19 protein-coding genes are annotated in these 18,913 nt (G+C 64.4%); 5 read left to right on the top strand and 14 right to left on the bottom strand.

Annotated features, from left to right (window positions below):
• Window positions 1-50: 50 nt before the first annotated feature.
• The 10 genes from IVB48_RS27010 to soxX all read right to left on the bottom strand — a co-directional run bounded on the left by IVB48_RS27010 (window position 51) and on the right by soxX (window position 7,760).
• Window positions 51-1,259 carry an MFS transporter gene (locus IVB48_RS27010; protein ID WP_247404612.1) on the bottom strand — a complete coding sequence of 403 codons (1,209 nt, stop codon included), beginning with the start codon at window positions 1,257-1,259 and terminating at the stop codon, window positions 51-53.
• Window positions 1,260-1,557: 298 nt separating this feature from the next.
• Window positions 1,558-1,731 carry a hypothetical protein gene (locus IVB48_RS27005; protein WP_197031101.1) on the bottom strand — a complete coding sequence of 58 codons (174 nt, stop codon included), beginning with the start codon at window positions 1,729-1,731 and terminating at the stop codon, window positions 1,558-1,560.
• An 86-nt stretch (window positions 1,732-1,817) separates the two neighbouring features.
• Complete coding sequence (locus IVB48_RS27000) at window positions 1,818-2,855, bottom strand: MBL fold metallo-hydrolase (protein ID WP_027565962.1); 1,038 nt, start codon at window positions 2,853-2,855, stop codon at window positions 1,818-1,820.
• 272 nt (window positions 2,856-3,127) lie between these two features.
• On the bottom strand, window positions 3,128-3,583 hold the full coding sequence (locus tag IVB48_RS26995) for a hypothetical protein (protein WP_247404610.1): 456 nt from the start codon (window positions 3,581-3,583) through the stop codon (window positions 3,128-3,130).
• Complete coding sequence (soxB, locus tag IVB48_RS26990) at window positions 3,580-5,331, bottom strand: thiosulfohydrolase SoxB (protein WP_247404607.1); 1,752 nt, start codon at window positions 5,329-5,331, stop codon at window positions 3,580-3,582. The genes IVB48_RS26995 and soxB overlap by 4 nt, the downstream gene beginning before the upstream one ends.
• Window positions 5,332-5,385: 54 nt before the next feature.
• Window positions 5,386-5,691: a hypothetical protein gene (locus IVB48_RS26985; protein ID WP_247404604.1), complete on the bottom strand. Its 306-nt coding sequence runs from the start codon at window positions 5,689-5,691 to the stop codon at window positions 5,386-5,388.
• The gene (soxA, locus tag IVB48_RS26980; RefSeq protein ID WP_247404601.1) at window positions 5,688-6,551 is read right to left on the bottom strand and encodes a sulfur oxidation c-type cytochrome SoxA; all 864 of its coding nucleotides are present in this window, start codon (window positions 6,549-6,551) and stop codon (window positions 5,688-5,690) included. Before soxA ends, IVB48_RS26985 begins: the two co-directional genes overlap by 4 nt.
• Window positions 6,551-6,862: a thiosulfate oxidation carrier complex protein SoxZ gene (gene soxZ, locus IVB48_RS26975; protein WP_027565957.1), complete on the bottom strand. Its 312-nt coding sequence runs from the start codon at window positions 6,860-6,862 to the stop codon at window positions 6,551-6,553. Before soxZ ends, soxA begins: the two co-directional genes overlap by 1 nt.
• 15 nt (window positions 6,863-6,877) lie before the next feature.
• Window positions 6,878-7,369, bottom strand: coding sequence for a thiosulfate oxidation carrier protein SoxY (gene soxY / locus IVB48_RS26970; RefSeq protein ID WP_247285267.1), 492 nt, complete (start codon window positions 7,367-7,369; stop codon window positions 6,878-6,880).
• Window positions 7,370-7,406: 37 nt separating this feature from the next.
• The gene (gene soxX / locus IVB48_RS26965) at window positions 7,407-7,760 is read right to left on the bottom strand and encodes a sulfur oxidation c-type cytochrome SoxX (RefSeq protein WP_247404598.1); all 354 of its coding nucleotides are present in this window, start codon (window positions 7,758-7,760) and stop codon (window positions 7,407-7,409) included.
• Window positions 7,761-8,018: 258 nt separating this feature from the next.
• Between soxX and IVB48_RS26960 the strand changes: the two genes are divergently transcribed.
• On the top strand, window positions 8,019-8,690 hold the full coding sequence (locus tag IVB48_RS26960) for a DUF938 domain-containing protein (RefSeq protein WP_247357566.1): 672 nt from the start codon (window positions 8,019-8,021) through the stop codon (window positions 8,688-8,690).
• A 114-nt stretch (window positions 8,691-8,804) separates the two neighbouring features.
• Here the strand turns inward: IVB48_RS26960 and IVB48_RS26955 are convergent, their stop codons facing one another.
• Complete coding sequence (locus IVB48_RS26955; protein ID WP_247404595.1) at window positions 8,805-10,874, bottom strand: prolyl oligopeptidase family serine peptidase; 2,070 nt, start codon at window positions 10,872-10,874, stop codon at window positions 8,805-8,807.
• Window positions 10,875-11,092: 218 nt separating this feature from the next.
• Between IVB48_RS26955 and IVB48_RS26950 the strand changes: the two genes are divergently transcribed.
• Both IVB48_RS26950 and IVB48_RS26945 read left to right on the top strand, forming a co-directional pair.
• Window positions 11,093-12,340, top strand: coding sequence for an MFS transporter (locus IVB48_RS26950; RefSeq protein ID WP_247404593.1), 1,248 nt, complete (start codon window positions 11,093-11,095; stop codon window positions 12,338-12,340).
• A 141-nt stretch (window positions 12,341-12,481) separates the two neighbouring features.
• Window positions 12,482-13,714 (top strand): MFS transporter, encoded by a 1,233-nt coding sequence (locus IVB48_RS26945; protein ID WP_247404590.1) that lies wholly within the window; start codon window positions 12,482-12,484, stop codon window positions 13,712-13,714.
• Between the two features lie 124 nt (window positions 13,715-13,838).
• Here the strand turns inward: IVB48_RS26945 and IVB48_RS26940 are convergent, their stop codons facing one another.
• Window positions 13,839-14,333: a VOC family protein gene (locus IVB48_RS26940; protein ID WP_247404588.1), complete on the bottom strand. Its 495-nt coding sequence runs from the start codon at window positions 14,331-14,333 to the stop codon at window positions 13,839-13,841.
• Window positions 14,334-14,424: 91 nt separating this feature from the next.
• Window positions 14,425-14,970, bottom strand: a complete 546-nt coding sequence (locus IVB48_RS26935) for a carboxymuconolactone decarboxylase family protein (protein WP_027565949.1) — start codon at window positions 14,968-14,970, stop codon at window positions 14,425-14,427.
• 137 nt (window positions 14,971-15,107) lie between these two features.
• On the opposite strand from IVB48_RS26935, the gene IVB48_RS26930 reads away from it, so the two are divergent.
• On the top strand, window positions 15,108-16,322 hold the full coding sequence (locus IVB48_RS26930; RefSeq protein WP_247404586.1) for an acyl-CoA dehydrogenase family protein: 1,215 nt from the start codon (window positions 15,108-15,110) through the stop codon (window positions 16,320-16,322).
• Between the two features lie 143 nt (window positions 16,323-16,465).
• Complete coding sequence (locus tag IVB48_RS26925) at window positions 16,466-17,605, top strand: acyl-CoA dehydrogenase (RefSeq protein WP_247404584.1); 1,140 nt, start codon at window positions 16,466-16,468, stop codon at window positions 17,603-17,605.
• Window positions 17,606-17,863: 258 nt separating this feature from the next.
• On the opposite strand, the gene IVB48_RS26920 is transcribed toward IVB48_RS26925, so the two are convergent.
• On the bottom strand, window positions 17,864-18,901 hold the full coding sequence (locus IVB48_RS26920; RefSeq protein ID WP_247405444.1) for an amino acid ABC transporter substrate-binding protein: 1,038 nt from the start codon (window positions 18,899-18,901) through the stop codon (window positions 17,864-17,866).
• Window positions 18,902-18,913 lie beyond the last annotated feature (12 nt).

Here is an 18,913-nt window from a genome sequence, read left to right as displayed (position 1 = left end):
CAATCGTCGTTCTGGCCTGGCGCGCAACTGCGCTCCAGGCCGGGACACGATTAGGTTTGCGGCCGCCGCTTCCGCTCCGTGAACGGCGACAGCACCACCGTCGCGACCATGAAAATCACGGACGCCCCGAACACCCAATGCGGCGCGCTCTGGTCCATGATCCAGCCGAACAGCAGCGGGCTGACGATGCCGCCGAGATTGAATCCGGTGGAGACGATGCCGAAGGCGCGCCCCGCAGCGCCGGGCGGCGCTGCATTGCGCACCAGCATGTCGCGCGAGGGCGCGATCACGCCGGAGAGGAATCCCGCGGTCGCCATCGTGGCGATCAGCGCCCAGCCCGGCAGCGTGACCAGCGCGATCAGCAGCACGATCGCCGCGTTCGCAGCAAAGCAGGCGGCGGCGACATAGCCGTGGCGCTCGGTGTGGTCGGCAAGGAAGCCGCCCGCGAGCACGCCGGCGGCGCTTGCACCGAGGAAGGCGGTGAGCGCGACATTGGCCGCGGAATAGGTGACGCCATAGCCACTCATCAGCGCTACCACGCCGAAATTGTTGATGCCGGCGACCGACAGGCTGAGCAGCATGAACAGCGCCGTCAGCGTGATCAGCGCCGGCGTGATCACGGCTTGTTTAGGTGCGTTCTCGGTGCCCGGCTTGGTCTTGTGCGCGCCGGCATCGGGAATGTTCATCGTCACCAGCAACAGCGCGACCAGAACGCCGATCGCGCCCGATGCGATCAGCGCACCGGCGCCGCCGGACACGATGACCATCGCGGCGACGATCGCCGGCGCCACCGCGCCGCCGAAATAGCCGGCAAAGGTATGGATCGAGAAGGCGCGGCCCATCCGCGCTTCGTCCATGTGCTCGGCAAGGATGGCGTAATCGGCGGGATGGTAGACGCTGTTGGCGAGCCCAAGCAGCACGGCGCAGGCGATCAGCGAGGCGTAGCTGAGATGCAGGCCGAGCAGGATCAGCGCGAGGCCGCCGAGGGTGAGGCCGCCCAGCAGGATCCGTCGCGCGCCAAAATGGTCGACGAGATAGCCGGTCGGCGCCTGCGTCAGCCCCGACACCACGGCCGACACGGTGAGCGCAAAGCCGAGCTCGACATAGCCGACGCCGAGTTGATTCTTGAGGAACGGAAACAGCATCGGCAGGACCAGCAGATGGAAATGGCTGACCCAATGCGCGATCGAGATTCCCGTCAGCGTGCGTAGCGCGCTGTCCGCCTTGCCTTGCTGCGGTGCGGCGAGAACGTCGACCATTGCAGTTCCGTTTTATGTCCTTTGGAGACGCGCAAACTATCGGGCAGAGCGGTTATTTGTCCATGAACGCAGGCGCATGGCTGGTAGTGGGGGCGGGGCGAGAGGGGGGTCATGAGAATGGCGAGGACGGTGGCTCCACATTGTCGTCCTGGCGAAAGCCAGGACCCATTACCCCAAGGGGCAGTTTGGCGGAGGATCATCGTCCGGGACTGCGATCCGTCATAATCGAGAGATCACGCGGTATGGGTCCTGGCTTTCGCCAGGATGATAGTTGAGAGCGTGGCAAGAGCCGAGCCCCTCAAAACGGCTCGTCATCCGGCCCGTAGCGGTCGCGCTTCGGGGTCGCCATGTCGCCGTCCTCGTAATCATCGTCGTCGGTGTCGAGCGGAGGCGGAGGCTTCTTCGCCTTGTCTTTTGCTGGCGTGTCGTCCGCAATTTTCGGCGGCGCGCTCGGCTTGCCGATCTTGGCCATGGCTGGTCCCGGATGGTGATGCTGCATCCGTCTAGCCTGAATATATGGGCAGCTGCTGATTTATCTCAAGAACGGCGGCAAGACGGTCAGTGCACCACCGGCCCGCCGGCCTTCTTCCAGGCATCGATGCCGCCGGCGATGTGGGCGGTGTTGGTGAGCCCGGCCTCCTTGGCGGCGGCGACCGCCATCGCAGAGCGTTCGCCGAAGGCGCAGAAGAACACGACGCGGCGGCCGGTGGCGGCCGCGACCTCGCGCAGCATGCCGCCGGGCTTGAGGCTGTCCTCAACGGACGGATAGGGCGTATGCAGCGCGCCTTCAAGCATGCCGTGCTTCATCCGCTCGTTGGTCTCGCGCAAATCGACCAGCAGGATATCGGGACGGCCGAGGCTGCGGATCGCCTCGACGGCGCGGAGCGCGCGGCCCTCTTTCTCCAGCTCCTCCTGATGCAGGCCGACATGCATGTTGGCGGGCACCGCGACGTCCATCATCTTCGGATTGGGCAGCTTCAGATTGGCCATCAGCTCGATATAGTCGTCGACCGAGCGGACCTGGAGCCGCGGATTGTAGCGCTTCTCCTCGCCGATGGTGGAGACGGTGTCGCCCTTGTAGTCATGCGCCGGGAACACCATCGTCTCGTCCGGCAGCTTGAGCAGGCGGTTGAAGATCGAATCGTATTGCGCGCGCGACGAGCCGTTCTGGAAATCGGTGCGGCCGGTGCCGCGGATCAGCAGCGTGTCGCCGGTGAAGACGCGGTCGCCCATCAAATAGGAATAGGAATCGTCAGTGTGGCCGGGCGTGTACATCACGTCGAGCGCCAGGCCTTCGATCGTCACCTTGTCGCCGTCGGCAACCCGCATCGCCACCACGTCGGCCTTGGTCTGGTCGCCCATCACGGTCATGCAATGGGTGCGGTCGCGCAGCTCGCCGAGGCCGGTGACGTGGTCGGCGTGCAGATGGGTGTCGACGGCCTTAACCAGCTTGAGGTCGAGCTCGCGCAGCAGCTGGCAGTAGCGGTCGACCTTCTCCAGTACGGGATCGAGGATCAGCGCCTCGCCGCCGGGGCGGCTCGCCAGGAGATAGCTGTAGGTACCCGAAACACTGTCGAAGAGCTGGCGGAAGATCATGGCGAGGCCCGGCGTGAATTACCCGGAGATTCTACTACATTTCGGGCTCACAAGAGAAGCAATTCACTGTGTAAGCAACAAAATTTGGAAGATTTTTATTCCTGTGACGAGCGAGTGGGCGTCACCTGGCCACCGCTGTCATTCCCCGCGAAGGCGGGGAATCCAGTACGCCGCGCCCTTTCCGTACCCCTCGCCGTCTCGGAGTACTGGATCGCCCGCCTTCGCGGGCGATGACACCGGCTGTGCCGCGACGCCTTGCCCCGACAAAAGGCTCAGGGCCTCACCAGCGTGTACCCGTTCTCGCTGAGAAACAGGATCTGCCCGACCCCGACCTGCACCGGCGTGGCGGCGGGGATGAACTCCGGCCGCTTGCCGGTCTCCCGCTCGATCGTGTCGATGGTGTTGAGGCAGATGTCGAAGCGTACGCCTTGCGCGATCAGGCTTTCGACCTGCTTGCGGCGTTCGCTGCCTGACAACAGGAGATCGATGCCGGGACCGAACGCCACCACCTCGATCGCGACTTTGTCGGGGTCGTAGGCTTTCAGCAAATTGTTGGCGACGCTGAGCACCAGAGCCTGCTTCCTGGCATCGCCATCGGAGAGCTGCAGCACGATCTTGTGCTCGGCGAACGGCTTGTCCTGGAGCGGCACCTGCTGCGCGAAAGCCGGCGGCACCGCCCAGGCGAACAGCGCCAGCAGCATCGCGGATAGGGTTTGCGACCGCATCATCCCTGTCCTGCAATGCCCGGATTACCCTCGACGCCCTTTAGCGTGACGCCGGAGCCGAGCCGCTCCTGAAACATCCGGCCCGAGCGCAGATATTTTGCCACCACATCCCACACCGGCGCGCCTTGCTGGCTGTTGACCGAGGCCCAGCCCGCGACCTTGTATCGGTGGCTGGCACTGAGCGCCTTGCCGCCATTGAGCTTCAGCTCCGAGATGCGGCTGCCGATCGGCGCTGTCGGCATGCAGGTGTAGCTGAGCCCGCCGGCGCGCACCATGTCGCCGCCCTGCTGGTAATAGGGATCGGTGTTGAAGAGGTTGTCGCAGACGTCTTCCAGCACGTCCTTGATCTGGGCGCCGGTCATCTCCTGCACATAGGTCTCGGGATAGCTGATCGCGGTTTCCGCGAGCAAATCCTCCATCGTCAGCGCTTGGCCGGACAGCCCGGTGACGCCCCAGCGGAAGCCCGGCGACAGCGCGATCTCGGCGTTGAGCTCGGTGCGCAGCGCGCTGCAGATCAGCTCGTCGACCGGGCCGGCGAAATTGTCGCGGCGATACAGCAGGCGATCGGGCGTCGCGATCTTCTCCAACCAGTCGGTGACGAAGGGCGCCCGCAACCGGCCGATCAGTTCCGCCATTGCGGGATCGGGCTTCAACAGCTCGGAATAGACCGGCAGCAGATGATATTTGACGTCGCCGACCTTGCCCTTGTCGAGCGCGAGATCGAGCACGGCAAGGAATTTCCCGTTGGAGCCAGCATTGGTGACCAGCGTCGTGCCGCTCGCATTCTTCACTGCGATGGGCTGCGGGATCGCATCATGGGTATGGCCGCCGAGGATGACGTCGATGCCGGTGACGCGGCTTGCGAGCTTGAGATCGACGTCCATACCGTTGTGCGACAGCAGGATGACCGCATCGACCTTGTCGGCGCCGCGCAAGCCGTCGACATGCTTCTGGAGTTCCTCCTCGCGGATGCCGAAGGTCCAGTCCGGTGTGAACCGCTTGGGATGCGCGATCGGCACGTAAGGGAAGGCCTGGCCGACGATCGCGACGCGGTGGCCGCCGAGCTCCTTGATCACGGAGGGCTTGAACACGCGCCCCGTCGTCTTGTCGAAGGCGGCGGCGTCGTTGAATGCCGCTTCCTCGGTCAGAAAAACATTCTGCGCCAGGAACTCGCCCTTGAAGCGCGCGAGATTGTCGCGCAGCGCCTGCTCGCCGTAGGTGAATTCCCAATGCCCGGTCATCGCCTCGATACCGAGCAGGTTTGCGGCCTCGACCATGTCGCGGCCCTGCGTGATGTTGGCGAGTCCCGAGCCCTGCCAGATGTCGCCGCCGTCAACGAGCACGGAGTGTTTTTCGCCGACATCGCCGCGCAAGCGGTCGATCAGCGTCTTCAGATGGGCGAAGCCGCCGAGCTTGCCGAAGCGGCCTGCGGACTTCTCGAACTCGAAGCAGCTGAAGGCATAGGCGTCCGCGCTGTCGGGCCTGATGGCGAAACGGTCGAGGAAGGCGCGCCCGACCAGATGCGGCGGCCGTCCGGCCATCTCGCCGATCCCAATATTGACGCTGGGCTCGCGAAAATAGACCGGATTGAGTTGCGCATGGGTGTCGGTGAGGTGAAGGATCCGCGCATTGCCGAACCGTTCGAGGTCGTAAATGCTCGCGGCCTCAGCACCGCGCGCAAGCCGTGGCAGGCTGAACGATGCGGCAGCAAGGCCTGCATTCTTCAGGAAATCGCGGCGGCGGATCGCCATCCAGAAATTCTCCGCGCCCTCTCGTGGCCGCAAGCTGTTGCAGGAGCGAACAGTCTAGCGGATTTCCATCGCCTTCCAGGCTTCTTTTTCGGAAATCGCCTGGAAGACTGACGCTTTCGCCAGCGCCTCGGCCTCCCTGGCTGCGGCCACGGCGCGGTCGAAATCGCCGCCATCGGCCGCCTTCTTTGCGGCGGCCAGCGCCGAGACGGTCACGGTCCATTGGTGGCGCAAGCCGGCAGCCTCCTTCGCGGCAGCTTCGGCGGCGGAATAGGCGGTCTTGTAGTCTGCCTCATTTGCCGCGTGGGCCGCCGGCGCGAGGCTCAGGGCAAGCAGCATGGCGAGAGCAAGTGACCGCTTCATGGCCGCGCTCCCGGTCCCGATATCGGCAGGCCGTTGGCGACGTAGGACAGGAAATATTCGACGTCGCGATATTCATCCGCCTGCGGCTCCAGCGGAACCGCGCGGGTCTGGCTGTTGCAGGTGACGAAGCGGCGGCTGGTCGTTCCCATGCCGCTCCATTCGGAGCGGTAGATCGGCATCGCGTTCAGAATGCCGAGCGCCGGCGCCAGGATCTCGGCGCGGATGCGCTCGCCCGGGCTCTGCACATGGCAACTCGCGCAGGAGAAGTTCAACTGGCCGCGGCGGGTGTAGAAATAGCGCTTGCCGTTCTCCAAGGCCGCGAGCGCGCGCGGATCGTCGGGGATCTTGATGTCCATCGGCTTGCCGCGCGATGTGAAGGCCATGTACGCGGTGAGCGAGGCCATCTCGTCCTTGACGTAGGAATAGGGCGCCTCGCCATTGGCCTCGCGGCAGCGGTTGAGGGCCAGCTCCAGCGTGACGACCTTGCCTTCCTTCTCGTCGAAATAAGGATAGTTCTGGCGGATGCCGATGCCGCCGTTCGGGAAACAGTCGGCATAGGTCTTGCCGTTCTTGAACGGGGTGGCGAACATCTCCTTGCCGGCGTCGAGCGCGAACTCGTAGGGCGGGAATTCCTCCTTCTCCTGCCACTGCCGCTTCATGTCCTCGTTCATGGAATAAGGACCGTTGACGAAGCCCTCGTGCTTCACGGTCGGGAATTTCTGGAAGAAGAAGTTCTGGAACGCCTTGGCATCGGCGACGGGATCGACCTTGTCGGCCGCCACCACGCGCGGAGAGGTGAGGGCCAAGGCGACGAGCGCGGCGCTCAACGAACCAAGCAGGATGGAGGTGCGGGCGTTCATCACGAGATCTTCGCGGTGGTGGTGTCCGACGTACCCTTGTTATCGGTCCAGGAGACCTTGAGATCGTCGCCCTTCTTGGCCCCCTTGAAGCTGAACTTGACGTAGGGGTCCTTCGAGACCGCGGTGCCCCAATCGGCAACGAAGACGTCCTTGCCGTTACATTCGAATTTCAGCTGCTGGATGTAATGCGCCGGGATCAGCTCGCCCTTGGCGTCCTTGACGAAGCCGGTATCCATCGGGTGCTGGATCAGCGCCTGCACCTCGGTGATATCGCCGTTGGCGGTGGCGCGGACGCGAATGCTGGATGCCATATCGATCTTCCTCGCTTAGCCGCCGCAACCGCCGACGGTGACCTTGACCTCTTTGGTCGCGCTGTAGAGCTTGCCGTCGGCCTCCACGATCGCGACCACGTTGGTGGTCTTGGCCATCTTCAGCCGGTTGGCGACAGCAGGGATCGTGCCTTCGGGAATCCTGTAGGACGCGGCCAGCGCGCTGGGATTTTCGGCCACGAAGAACGAGATCGAGCTGACCTTGTCGAGCGTCGTCGTCACCGAGATCGGCACCACGCCGCCGTTCTCGGCGATCTCGGGGGCGTCCAGCTTGACCTTGTCGGACGGCTCGGCGGTTTTGCCGTAGAGCGCCTTGATGGCGTCCGCCTCGCTCTTCTGCCTGAAGGCCTCTTCCGGATATTTGTCGTTGGCCGCGGCGCGCGCGGGCGCGGCGCCGAACGGCAGATTGCCGAGGCCGAGCAGCGCGACCGAGGCTGCGCCTTGAAGAATCAGCCGGCGCGTCGCGCTTGGGCCGGTGAGTGTGGTCATTTCGGGTCTCCCAACCAATCTCTTGGCGCGCCTGAAGTCACAGGGTCTGCAGGAAATCAACGATCGCGCTGATCTCCTGTTCGGTTAAAATCCGGTTCCGGCCGAACGGCGGCATCATGGTCTGCGGATTGCGTTTGGTCTCGTCGAAGATGATCGCGGCCAGCTCGTTGCGATCGGGGTACTTGGCCTTGAGGTCCTTCAGTTCCGGCCCGATCGTTCCCGGCAGGTCGCCACCCTTAATCACGTGGCAGGTCAGGCAATTGCCCTTGCCGCGGTCGAAAGCGAGTTTCTGGCCGTCGGCCACAACGGACTGCGCCCACGCCGGGCTGGCGAGGCCGGCGGCAATGACCAGCAAGATGAACAGAACGGGCGTCCGGGAAAAGGCGGTCAAGGCGTCATTCCAAAGCGTTATATCCATGGTCTCGATCGCGAAATAGAAGCGTTCCAAAGCACAAAGGGCACCGCCTGACAATCCAGACTATGCACGCGACAAAATGAAGTTAATATCTTCCCCATTGCAACTAATGAGATTATTTGTTCAGCCGATTTGGACCGAGAGTTAAGGGTCGTGGCGCGGGCCGGCTGTTTCCTGAGCGTTTGGGCGCTCATCCTGTTTTCAACGCGTTCTCGTTTTTCAAGGGGACCTCACTTGGCTGAATATGTCGTCGAATTCGGCAGGGATGGCGGTCGGGTCGAGTCCGACGGGCGGCTCGACGCGCCGGCATTTCATCGCAATCACGAGCCGCTCTGGGCGGCACTGGAAAAACATCTCACCGGCTGCACCGGCAACGTGGTCGAGCTCGGCAGCGGAACCGGCCAGCACGTGGTCCACTTCGCCCGGCACACGCCCGGCCTGATCTGGTGGCCCAGCGATCTCAACCAGCGCCACCTCAAGAGCATCGAGGCGTGGCGCGTTCATTCAGGCCTGAAGAACATCCGCTCGCCGCTGCGGATCGATCTCACCGATCCGGACTGGTGCCCGGAGATGAAAAGCGGGCAGGCGCCGTCAAGTCTTGCCGCATTGTTCTGCGCCAATGTCATCCACATCGCGCCATGGAGCGTCGCCGAGGGCCTGTTCGCCGGCGCCGGCCGCTATTTGCGCGCCGACGGCAAGCTGTTCCTCTACGGCCCTTTCAAGCGCGACGGCAAGCACATCGCGCTCAGCAATGCCGTGTTCGACACGTCGTTGCGTGAAGGCAATCCCGACTGGGGCGTGCGTGATATCGCCGACGTCGAGGCGCTCGCCCGCGGCGCAGGTCTTCGCCTCGTCGATACGATCGACATGCCCGCGAACAATCTGACTTTGGTATTCGCGCGATAGAAGGTCGTCATGCCGGGCTTGTCCCGGGCATCCACGTTCTTCGTGCACCAGCCAAGGCGTGGATGGCCGGGTCAAGCTCGGCCATGACGATCCGAAGACGTCAGCGCCGCAACGCTAGCCCTCGCCATCCCTCCAGCCGATCTTGTCCTTCAAGAACCGAAAGCCAATCACCTCGAACGCGGCGCGCTCCTTGTTGTCCTTGCCGTAGCCGTGGCCGCCCGCTTCAGGCTCGTAGAACCAGGCCTCGTAACCCATGGCCTGGAGCTTTGCCGCCATCTTGCGCGCGTGCCCGGGATGGACACGGTCGTCACGCCGTGTGGTGGCAAGCAGGATCGGCGGATAGGGCTGGCCGGCCTTGACGTTGTGATAGGCGGAGTAGGTCTTCAGCCAGTCCCACTCCTCCGGCTTGTCGGGATCGCCATATTCCGCGATCCAGCTCGCGCCGGCGAGCAGCTTCGTGTAGCGGCGCATGTCGATCAGCGGGATGGTGCAGAACAGCGCGCCGAAACGTTCGGGGTAGCGCACCAGCATGTTGGTGATGAGGATGCCGCCGTTCGATCCACCCTGCGCGGCGATGCGCTTTGCTGTCGTCACGCCGCGGCGGACGAGATCGGCGGCAACGGCTGCGAAATCGTCATGCGACAGTTTCTTGCCGGCGAGCCGGCCGGCATCGTGCCAGCGCGTGCCGAATTCGCCGCCGCCACGCAAATTCGCCTGCACTGTCGTGCCGCCGCGCTCCAACCACAGCTTGCCGAGCGACGGGTTGTAATACGGCTTCACCGAATGGGCGAAGCCGCCATAGGCGCTCATATACACCGGTGCATCGCCGGTCTCGCCGCTGGGGCCGGTCTGCACATAAGGGATACGCTCGCCGTCGATCGAGATCGCCTCGTGCTGGGTCACCACGAGGCCGTCGGCGTTGAATGTTTTCGGCGCCTGCTTCAGCACGGTCGGGCTCGCGACGCCGCGCTCCATCAGCAGCAGCGACGGCGGCGTGAGCGGATCCTGCACATTGGCAAGCAGGTCGCCATTGCTCTCGGAGGGATGGCGATCCAGCGGCCAGATGTCGACCACGCCGATCTGCGGCAGGCCGCCGAGTGACGCGCGGCTCCAGCTCGTGGCGCACGGCGTGCAGATCTCGAATTGCGGCTGGAGCTCGTCGAGGATCGACAGCACCAGCCTGCCGCCGGCCCAGAACAGACCTTGCAGGGCGCGGCGAGATTCCGGCTCGAACAGCACCGCGAAATCGCGGCTGCCGGCGAGGAACGCCGAGAGCGACATGCCGAGCACGGTGTCGGCGGCATAGGTTTTCCCCTCGATCGACCAGGCTTCGCGCAGCTTCATCGCGAACCAGTCGCCATGCGCCTGCAACCAGATGCCGGTCGGCAGATCGAGCTTTGTCGTCGTGCCGTCCGCGCCGCGCAGCCAGAGCGCATGATTGAAGAAATCGATCTGGTCGACGATCCAGCTGCGCGGCGCCGCCGCGGTGTCGTCGACGATGCCGGAGATCGCCATATGATCGGCCGTGGTCTCGATGATTATTTGCGCCTGATCGACAGGCTGGCCGCGCCGCCACAGCCGAACCGTCCGCGAATATCCCGAGCTCGTCGCCATGCCTTCGCCGTGGGCACTCGACAGCAGCAGCGTGTCGGCATCGAGCCAATCGGCGCCGCCCTTGGCTTCCGACAGCGCAAACCCGTCGGCAACGAAACTCTTGGTGTCGAGGTCGAATTCCCGCAAGGTCACGGCGTCGCTGCCACCGCGCGACAGGCCCAAAATGGCGCGCGCGCTTCCCTTCTGTGTGGTGATGCCGCTCAGCAGCCAGTCCTCGCCTTCGCGCGCGGCGAGCTGGTCGACATCCAGCATGATCTCCCACGTGGGATGCAGTTTGCGAAACTCCGCGAGCGAAGTCTTTCGCCACAGGCCGCGCGGGTTGGTGGCGTCCTTCCAGAGGTTGTGCAGTTCGTCGCCGCGCCGGCTGACATAGGGAATGTTGTCGGGACGATCGTAGATCGCTGCGAGCAGGTCACGGTCGCGCGCGAAGGCCGCTCCGCCGAACGCCTCGAGCGTCAGGCTGTTCTGCCGCGTGACGAAATCGAGCGCCTGCTTGCCTTCGATCTCCTCCAGCCAGAGCCAGGGATCGTCGTCGGGAGCGCTGAGCGTAGGCCTGTCGTCGACGGACATGAACGAAACTCCGGAAGGTCGCGGCGGATAGGATTTGATCGAGCGCAAGCCGTCAAGTGCGCGGCCCATTATCATCGGCCCGATTGCGTCAGAGACATGGCCTGCGCCCGTTTGCGCCGGTTGCCCGGCCTCCCGCGCCCCGCCATAGTGCCGGGAATCAAGCGAGCCCTTGAAAGCCTTTAAAAGCCCCTCGAAAGCCCGTTGGGGCGGAAATGCCGATGCTGGATGTGACTGCAGCCGATGAGATCGCCGCCGACGCCCGCGTGCGCGCCAATGTGGTGCGCCTCGCCGCCGCGCAGGCGCTGACCGGCGCCAACTCGGCGGTGATCTTCGCCACCGGCGCGATCGTCGGCGCGACGCTCGCGCCCGACGTCTCGTTCGCGACCGTGCCGATCTCGATGTATGTGCTCGGCCTCGCCGCCGGCACGCTGCCGACCGGCGCGATCTCGCGCCGCTTCGGCCGCCGAGTGGCTTTCATCGTCGGCACAGGTCTGGGCGCGCTGACCGGTCTGCTCGGCTCGTTCGCGATCCTGCACGCTTCGTTTCCGTTGTTCTGTCTGGCGACTTTTCTCGGCGGCCTCTACGGCGCGGTGGCGCAGTCCTATCGCTTCGCTGCGGCCGACGGCGCCAGTGTTGCCTATCGACCCAAGGCGGTATCCTGGGTGATGGCGGGCGGCGTGTTCGCCGGCGTGCTCGGTCCGCAACTCGTGCAATGGACCATGGATGTCTGGCAGCCTTATCTGTTCGCTTTCAGCTTCCTGGTCCAGGCTGCCGTCGCGCTCATCGCGATGGGCATCGTCGCCGGGGTCGACATGCCGAAGCCAGCACCGGCCGATCTTCACGGCGGGCGGCCGCTGCTCGAGATCGTGGCCCAGCCGCGTTTCATTGCGGCGGCGCTGTGCGGCGTCATCTCCTACCCCATGATGAATCTGGTGATGACCTCGGCGCCGCTCGCCATGAAGCTGTGCGGCTTGAGCGTTTCCGATTCAAATTTCGGCATTCAATGGCACATCGTCGCCATGTACGGGCCGAGCTTCTTCACGGGCGCGCTGATTGCCCGCTTCGGCGCGCGCAAGGTCGTTGCCGCCGGCCTGCTGCTGGAGGCTGGCGCAGCCTGCATCGGCCTGTCCGGCATCACCGCGATGCATTTCTGGGCCACGCTGGTCGTGCTCGGTGTGGGGTGGAATTTTTCCTTCATCGGCGCCTCCGCGCTGGTCTTGGAGACGCACCGGCCGCAGGAGCGCAACAAGGTGCAGGCCTTCAACGATTTCCTGGTGTTCGGGATGATGGCGATCGGCTCGTTCTCGTCCGGCCAATTGCTCGCCAGTTACGGCTGGTCCGCGGTGAACATGGTGGTGTTCCCGCCGGTGCTGCTCGGCCTCGCCGTGCTCTCGCTGGCGTCCTTTGCCCGCCGTCGCAAAGCGCGACTGGACGCGGCGATGGGCGAGTTCCCGGATGCGATCTGAATTGGCGGGAGGCTGTCAGCAGCGTTGATAGTTCGATCCAGGTCGAAGTGATTTCCGGGGCTTGGGTTGTTACATGATGCTCGTCATGAACAGGCGAGCGTGAAGCACGGCGCTCGCGGGGGAAACGAAGGACAAGCGCAAATGCTCGATAATCCCCGGCACGACGCATCCATCGACGAATCCTCCCTCCGCTACGAAGGTTGGCGCATCGTTGCGGTCTGCTTCCTGCTCGCGACCTTCGGCTGGGGGCTCGGCTTCTACGGCCAGAGCGTCTATGTCGCCGAGCTCCAGCGTGCGCACGGCTGGTCGGCCTCGCTGATCTCGTCCGGCACGACGTTCTTCTATCTGTTCGGCGCGCTGCTCGTCGTCTTCGTCGGCGAAGCCGTCAACAAATACGGCCCGCGCCTCGGCCTGATCGCGGGGACGCTGGCGATGTCGGCCGCGGCGGTCGCGATCGGCGCGGTGCGCGAACCGTGGCAGCTTTATCTCGCGAACGCCGTGCTCGCCTTCGGCTGGGCCGGCACCAGCCTCGCCATGATCACCAACACGATCAGCCTGTGGTTCGACCACAAGCGCGGCATGGCCATCAGCCTCGCGCTGAACGGCGCAAGCTTCGGCGGCATCGTCGGGGTGCCGCTGCTGGTGACCCTGATCGGCCACATCGGCTTCGCCAGCGCGATGTTTACCGTCGCCGGTGCCATGCTGGCGCTGCTCCTGCCGGTGATCCTGATTGTCGTCGGCCGCCCGCCCGATCTCCATGGCCGGCGCGCAGCGACGAGAGCGAAGCCGCAATCGTCGGCGCAGATCCGCAGCCAGGCCTTGCGCGACGTCGGCTTCCTCACCGTAACCATTGCCTTTGCCTTGGTGCTGTTCGCGCAGGTCGGCTTCATCGTCCACCTGATCTCGTTCCTCGATCCCGTGATCGGGCGCGAGCGCGCGGCCGTCGCGGTTGCGGTGCTGACCGCGATGGCGGTGATCGGCCGGGTGCTGTTCTCGCTGGTGATCGACCGCCTCAACCAGCGGCTTGCCTCCGCACTGTCGTTCCTGAGCCAGGCCGTGGCGCTTCTCGTCGTCATCAATTTGCACAATGATTACGTGCTGATCGCGGCCTGCGCATTGTTCGGCTTCTCGGTCGGCAATCTCATCACGCTGCCGTCGCTGATCGTGCAGCAGGAATTCGATTCCGCCTCGTTCGGCGTGCTGATCAGCCTCAACACCGCGATCAACCAGGTGACGTATGCGTTCGGCCCCGGCGTGGTCGGCCTTCTGCGCGATTTTTCCGGTGGCTATGAGCTGCCGTTCTATCTGTGTATTGCGCTGGAGCTGGCGGCGGCGGCGTTGATCATGGTGCGGGGGCGAAAATCCCAGGCGTGAGCGACGGCGCTTCAACAAGCTCCGTCATTGCGAGGAGCTATTGCGACGAAGCAATCCAGGCTGTCTCCGCGGAGACAGTCTGGATTGCTTCGCTGCGCTCGCAATGACGAGGCGAGCGCGGTGCTCAGGCCTCGCGTTGCTTCAGCAGCTCGTCCACATCCAGCCGCTTCGTGAACATCGCGAGCTTCCCATCCAGCCCGAACGGCCATTGCTCCCGCGGCTTGTCCCAGTACAGCTCCACGCCGTTCTGGTCCGGATCGCGCAAATAGAGCGCTTCGGACACGCCATGGTCGCTGGCGCCGTCGAGCGCAATGCCGGCCGAGAGCACGCGGTGCAGCGCATCCGCCAGCGCCGGCCGCGTCGGATAGAGGATCGCGGTGTGATAGAGCCCGGTCGTGCCCGCCGGTGGCGGCGAGCCGCCCTTGCTCTCCCAGGTGTTGAGCCCGATGTGGTGGTGATAGCCGCCGGCCGAGATGAAGGCCGCGCCGGAGCCCATGCGCTGCATCAGCTCGAAACCGAGCACGCCGCAATAGAAGCCGAGCGCGCGATCGAGATCGGCGACCTTGAGGTGAACGTGGCCGATCCTGGTGCCGGCGGCGACGGCTTGGTTCTGCGACATGCGGCTGCTCCGTTGATGAACTCCACATAAGTGCGGGCTTGGGACAGTGCTACCGGCCTATCCAGAAACCCAGCGTTTCCGGATAGGCAACTTACGACAGCTCCCGCACCTCGCCCTCCGGCAGCTCGAACTCAAACGTGTTCAGCGTCATCGACACCAGCGTGTAATAGCCGCAGAGACCAATCACCTCGACCACGCCGCGCTCGCCGAGCAGCTTCACCGCCTCGTCATAGAGGCCCTTCTCGACGCCGTGGCCCTCATGCAGCGACTTTGCGACGTCGTAGATCATCTTGCCCTTGGGATCGTCGAAGACGGGCGTGCGGCGGTCGCGGATGGCATCGATGATGTCAGGGGCCATGCCGCCGGCAAGCGCGAGGCGCTTGTGCGCGTACCATTCGTAATGCGCGGTCCAGTGCCGCGCCGTCACCAGGATCGCGATCTCCGAGAGCTTCGCGGGGAAGATCGTATCGTAGCGCAGGACCTCGCCGAGCCGCGTGGCGTGGCGGGCCATGTCGGGGCTGTTGAGCCAGGCCATCATCGGCGCCGGCGGCTTGCCGCGCTTGCCGGCAATCGACTCGTCATAGGTCTGCCGCTGGCTCTCGTTCATTTCGCCAGGCGAAAGAAGTTTCAGGCGCATTGTTGTTTCCTCTTTGTTTTCTAGCTTCGCCGTCGCGGCGACTATAGCGGATGCGTGACACGGAAGTGGTTGAATTCCGCGGGAGCTTGGCCCAGAGTCGCGGCCAACAAGCCGATTTAGATTGATGGAAACGACCAATGACTGACGCCAGGGCCAGCGAGACTGAGACCGCCGATCTCGAAACATTCCGCAGCGAAACGCGCGCCTGGCTCGAGGCCAATTGTCCGCCGGAGATGCGCAAGCCTGCAACATCCGATGCCGACGTGTTCTGGGGCGGACGCAATGCAAAATTCTCGTCCGAGCCGCAACGCATCTGGTTCGAGCGCATGCGCGACAAGGGCTGGACCGTACCCGATTGGCCGAAGGAGTACGGCGGCGGCGGCCTGGGCGCCGCCGAGCACAAGGTGCTGCGCGCGGAGATGGCACGAATCGGCGCGCGGCCCCCGCTGTCGAGCTTCGGCATCTGGATGCTCGGGCCGGCGCTGCTGAAATACGGCAACGATGCCCAGAAGAAGGAGCATCTGCCGAAGATCGCGGCTGGCCTGATCCGCTGGTGCCAGGGCTATTCCGAGCCGAACGCCGGCTCCGATCTCGCCTCGCTGCAGACCCGTGCCGAGAGCGACGGCGATGATTTCGTCATCACGGGGTCGAAGATCTGGACGTCCTACGCCAACTACGCCGACTGGATCTTCTGCCTCGTCCGCACCGATCCCGCCGCGAAGAAGCATGACGGCATCAGCTTCATCCTGTTCGACATGACCTCGAAGGGCGTGACGACCAAGCCGATCCTGCTGATCTCCGGCTACTCGCCGTTCTGCGAAACCTTCTTCGACAATGTCCGCGTGCCGAAATCGCACGTGGTCGGAACCGTCAATCGCGGCTGGGACGTCGCAAAATATCTGCTCCAGCACGAGCGCGCGATGATATCGGGCATGGGCGAGCGGGGCGTCGGCCGTCCGCTCGGCCAGATCGCGGCCGATTCCGTCGGCACCGATGCGCTGGGACGGCTCGACGATTCCATGCTGCGCGGCCGGATCGCCAGCTTCGACGTCGATGAAGCCGCCCTTGCAGCCTGCGCCGAGCGCGCGGTCGATCTCGCCAAGGCGGGGCAGGCGCATCCGGCGTTCTCGTCGGCGATGAAATATTACGGCACCGAGCTCAACAAGCGCCGCTACGAGATACTGATGTCGGCCGGCGGCGTCGATGCACTGGAATGGGAGAGCGAGCGTTCGAAGCAAGGCGCCCGTCCACGCGCCTGGCTGCGGACCAAGGCCAACTCGATCGAGGGCGGCACGACCGAGGTCATGCTCGGCATCGTCGCCAAGCGCATCCTCGATCTGCCGGGGGCGTAGACTTCCCGTCATTCCGGGGCGCGCGAAGCGCGAGCCCGGAATCCATTTCACCGCGTATATGCCCCCTGATGGATTCCGGGCCTGGCCCTTCGGGCCATCCCGGAATGACCAAGACAAAACAGATTTCGAATCGGAACGCACCCATGGCCCTCGTCCTCACCGAAGAACAATCGATGCTCCGCGACAGCGCGCGCGGGTTGATCAGCGACAAGGCGCCGGTGTCGCATTTGCGGCATCTGCGCGACAGCAAAGACCCCGCCGGCTTTTCCAAGGAGTTTTGGCATTCCTTCGCCGAGATGGGCTTTGCCGGCTTGCTGGTGCCGGAAGAGTTCGGCGGCAGCGGTCTCGGCTATGTCGAGGCCGGCGTGGTGATGGAGGAGATCGGCCGCACGCTGATGCCGTCGCCCTTCCTCGCCACCAGCGTCGTCGCGGCCTCGGCGCTGAACCGTGGCGGCAATGCCGGGCAGAAGTCGGAATATCTGCCGAAGATATCCAACGGCTCCCTGCTGGCGACGCTCGCGATCGACGAGGGCGCAAAACATCGGCCGCTTCAGACCAGCCTCCAGGCCGTACGCGCCGGCAACGGCTTCAGGCTCTCCGGCGCCAAGGCGCTGGTGGTCGACGGTCACGTCGCCGATCTTCTCATCGTCGCTGCGCGCACCGCCGGCTCGGCCGGCGAACGCGAGGGGCTGACGCTGTTCCTGGTCAACCCGAAGGCCAAGGGCGTTGCGATCGAGCGCACCATCATGGTCGACGCTCACAATGCGGCGCGGATCGAGCTTGCCAATGTCGAGGTGGATGCCGACAGCGTGCTCGGCGAAGTCGGCCAGGGCGCCACGCTGCTCGACGGCGTGCTCGATATCGGGCGCGGCGCGGTGGCCTCCGAAATGGTGGGCCTGAGCGAAGAGGTGTTCAACCGCACCGTCGAGTACCTGAAGAGCCGCAAGCAGTTCGGCAAGCTGATCGGCGAATTCCAGGCGCTGCAGCACCGCGCCGCCGAGCTCTATGTCGACATCGAGATCACCCGCGCCGCCGTGATGAAGGCGCTGCAGGCGCTCGATACGGACGTCGCCAAGGCCGCATCAAGCGTCGCAGTGGCAAAGGCCCGCGCCGGCACCACCGCCACGCGCGCGGTGCAGGAAGGCGTGCAGATGCATGGCGGCATGGGCATGACCGACCAGTTCGACATCGGCTTCTTCATGAAGCGCGCGCGCGTGTGCGAGGAATTGTTCGGCGACGCCAATTACCACACCGAGCAGCTGGCGCGTGCGCGGGGGTATTGAGGCGCACCGTCGCGTCGCATTCGGTGTCATCGCCCGCGAAGGCGGGCGATCCAGTATTCCAGAGACGGCAGAGATCTACCGAGAGGCTGCGGCGTACTGGATCGCCCGGTCAAGCCGGGCGATGACAGTTGAGAGTGTGGACAGCGCTTGCCCCAAGCTCGTCATTGCGAGGAGCACTTGCGACGAAGCAATCCAGACTGCCTCTGCGGAAGATCCTGGATTGCTTCGCTTCGCTCGCAATGATGGCGGAAAGACCTCCTACCGCACCGGCGGTGCATACTGCACGCCGCCTGCATTCCACAGCTGGTTCATGCCGCGCGGGATCTTCAGCTTCGACTTCTCGCCGATGTTGCGCTCGTACATCTCGCCGTAATTGCCGACGTGGCGGATGATGCGGACCACCCAATCCTTGGTGAGGCCGAGCTGCTCGCCGTAATTGCCCTCGGTGCCGACCAGCCGCATCACTTCCGGCTTCTTCGACTTCAGGGCCTCGTCGATGTTCTCCGAGGAGACGCCGAGCTCCTCGGCGTTGATCATCGCGTACAGCGTCCACTTCACGATCATCATCCAGTCGTCGTCGCGCTGACGCACGACGGGGGCGAGCGGCTCCTTGGAGATCATGTCCGGCAGGATCATGTGGTCGCCGGGCTTCGACAGGTTGATCCGCAGTGCGTAGAGTTGGGAGACGTCGGCGGAGAGCGTATCGCATTTGCCGGTGTCGTAGGCTTTCACGACGTCGTCCAGCTTGTCGAACTTCACCTCTTCATACTTCATGTTGTTGGCACGGAAGTAATCCGTGACGTTGAGCGCCGTGGTGGTCCCGGTCTGGACGCAGACCTTGCTGCCGGTCAGGTCCAGCGCAGTTTCCTTGTTGCGCGCGCGCGGCAGCATGAAGCCTGCGCCGTCGTAATAGGCGACCGCGGGGAAATAGAGGTCGTAGTCGAGCTCGCGCGCCATGCTCCAAGTCGAGTTGCGCGAGAGGATGTCCACCTTTCGGCTCTGCAATTCCTTGAAGCGCTCGTTGGCATCCAGCGCGACGAACTTCGCCTTGCTCGGGTCGTTGAAGATCGCGGAGGCCACCGCACGGCAGAAATCGACGTCGAAGCCGGTCCAGTTGCCCTTGTCGTCGGGGATCGAGAAGCCCGGCAGGCCCTTGTTGACGCCGCACAGCACTTCGCCGCGGCGGACGGTGCGCTTCAGCGTGCGGGTGTCGTAGAATTCATAGATGATGGCCAGGACGGCGACCAGCACGGCGACTGCGAGCCCGATCAGCAGGCCGCCACGAAAAGTGCGCATCATGTTGCTCTC

The organism is Bradyrhizobium sp. 76, from assembly GCF_023073025.1.
Lineage (GTDB): Bacteria > Pseudomonadota > Alphaproteobacteria > Rhizobiales > Xanthobacteraceae > Bradyrhizobium.
This window is presented reverse-complemented; position numbering and strand designations above follow the sequence as displayed.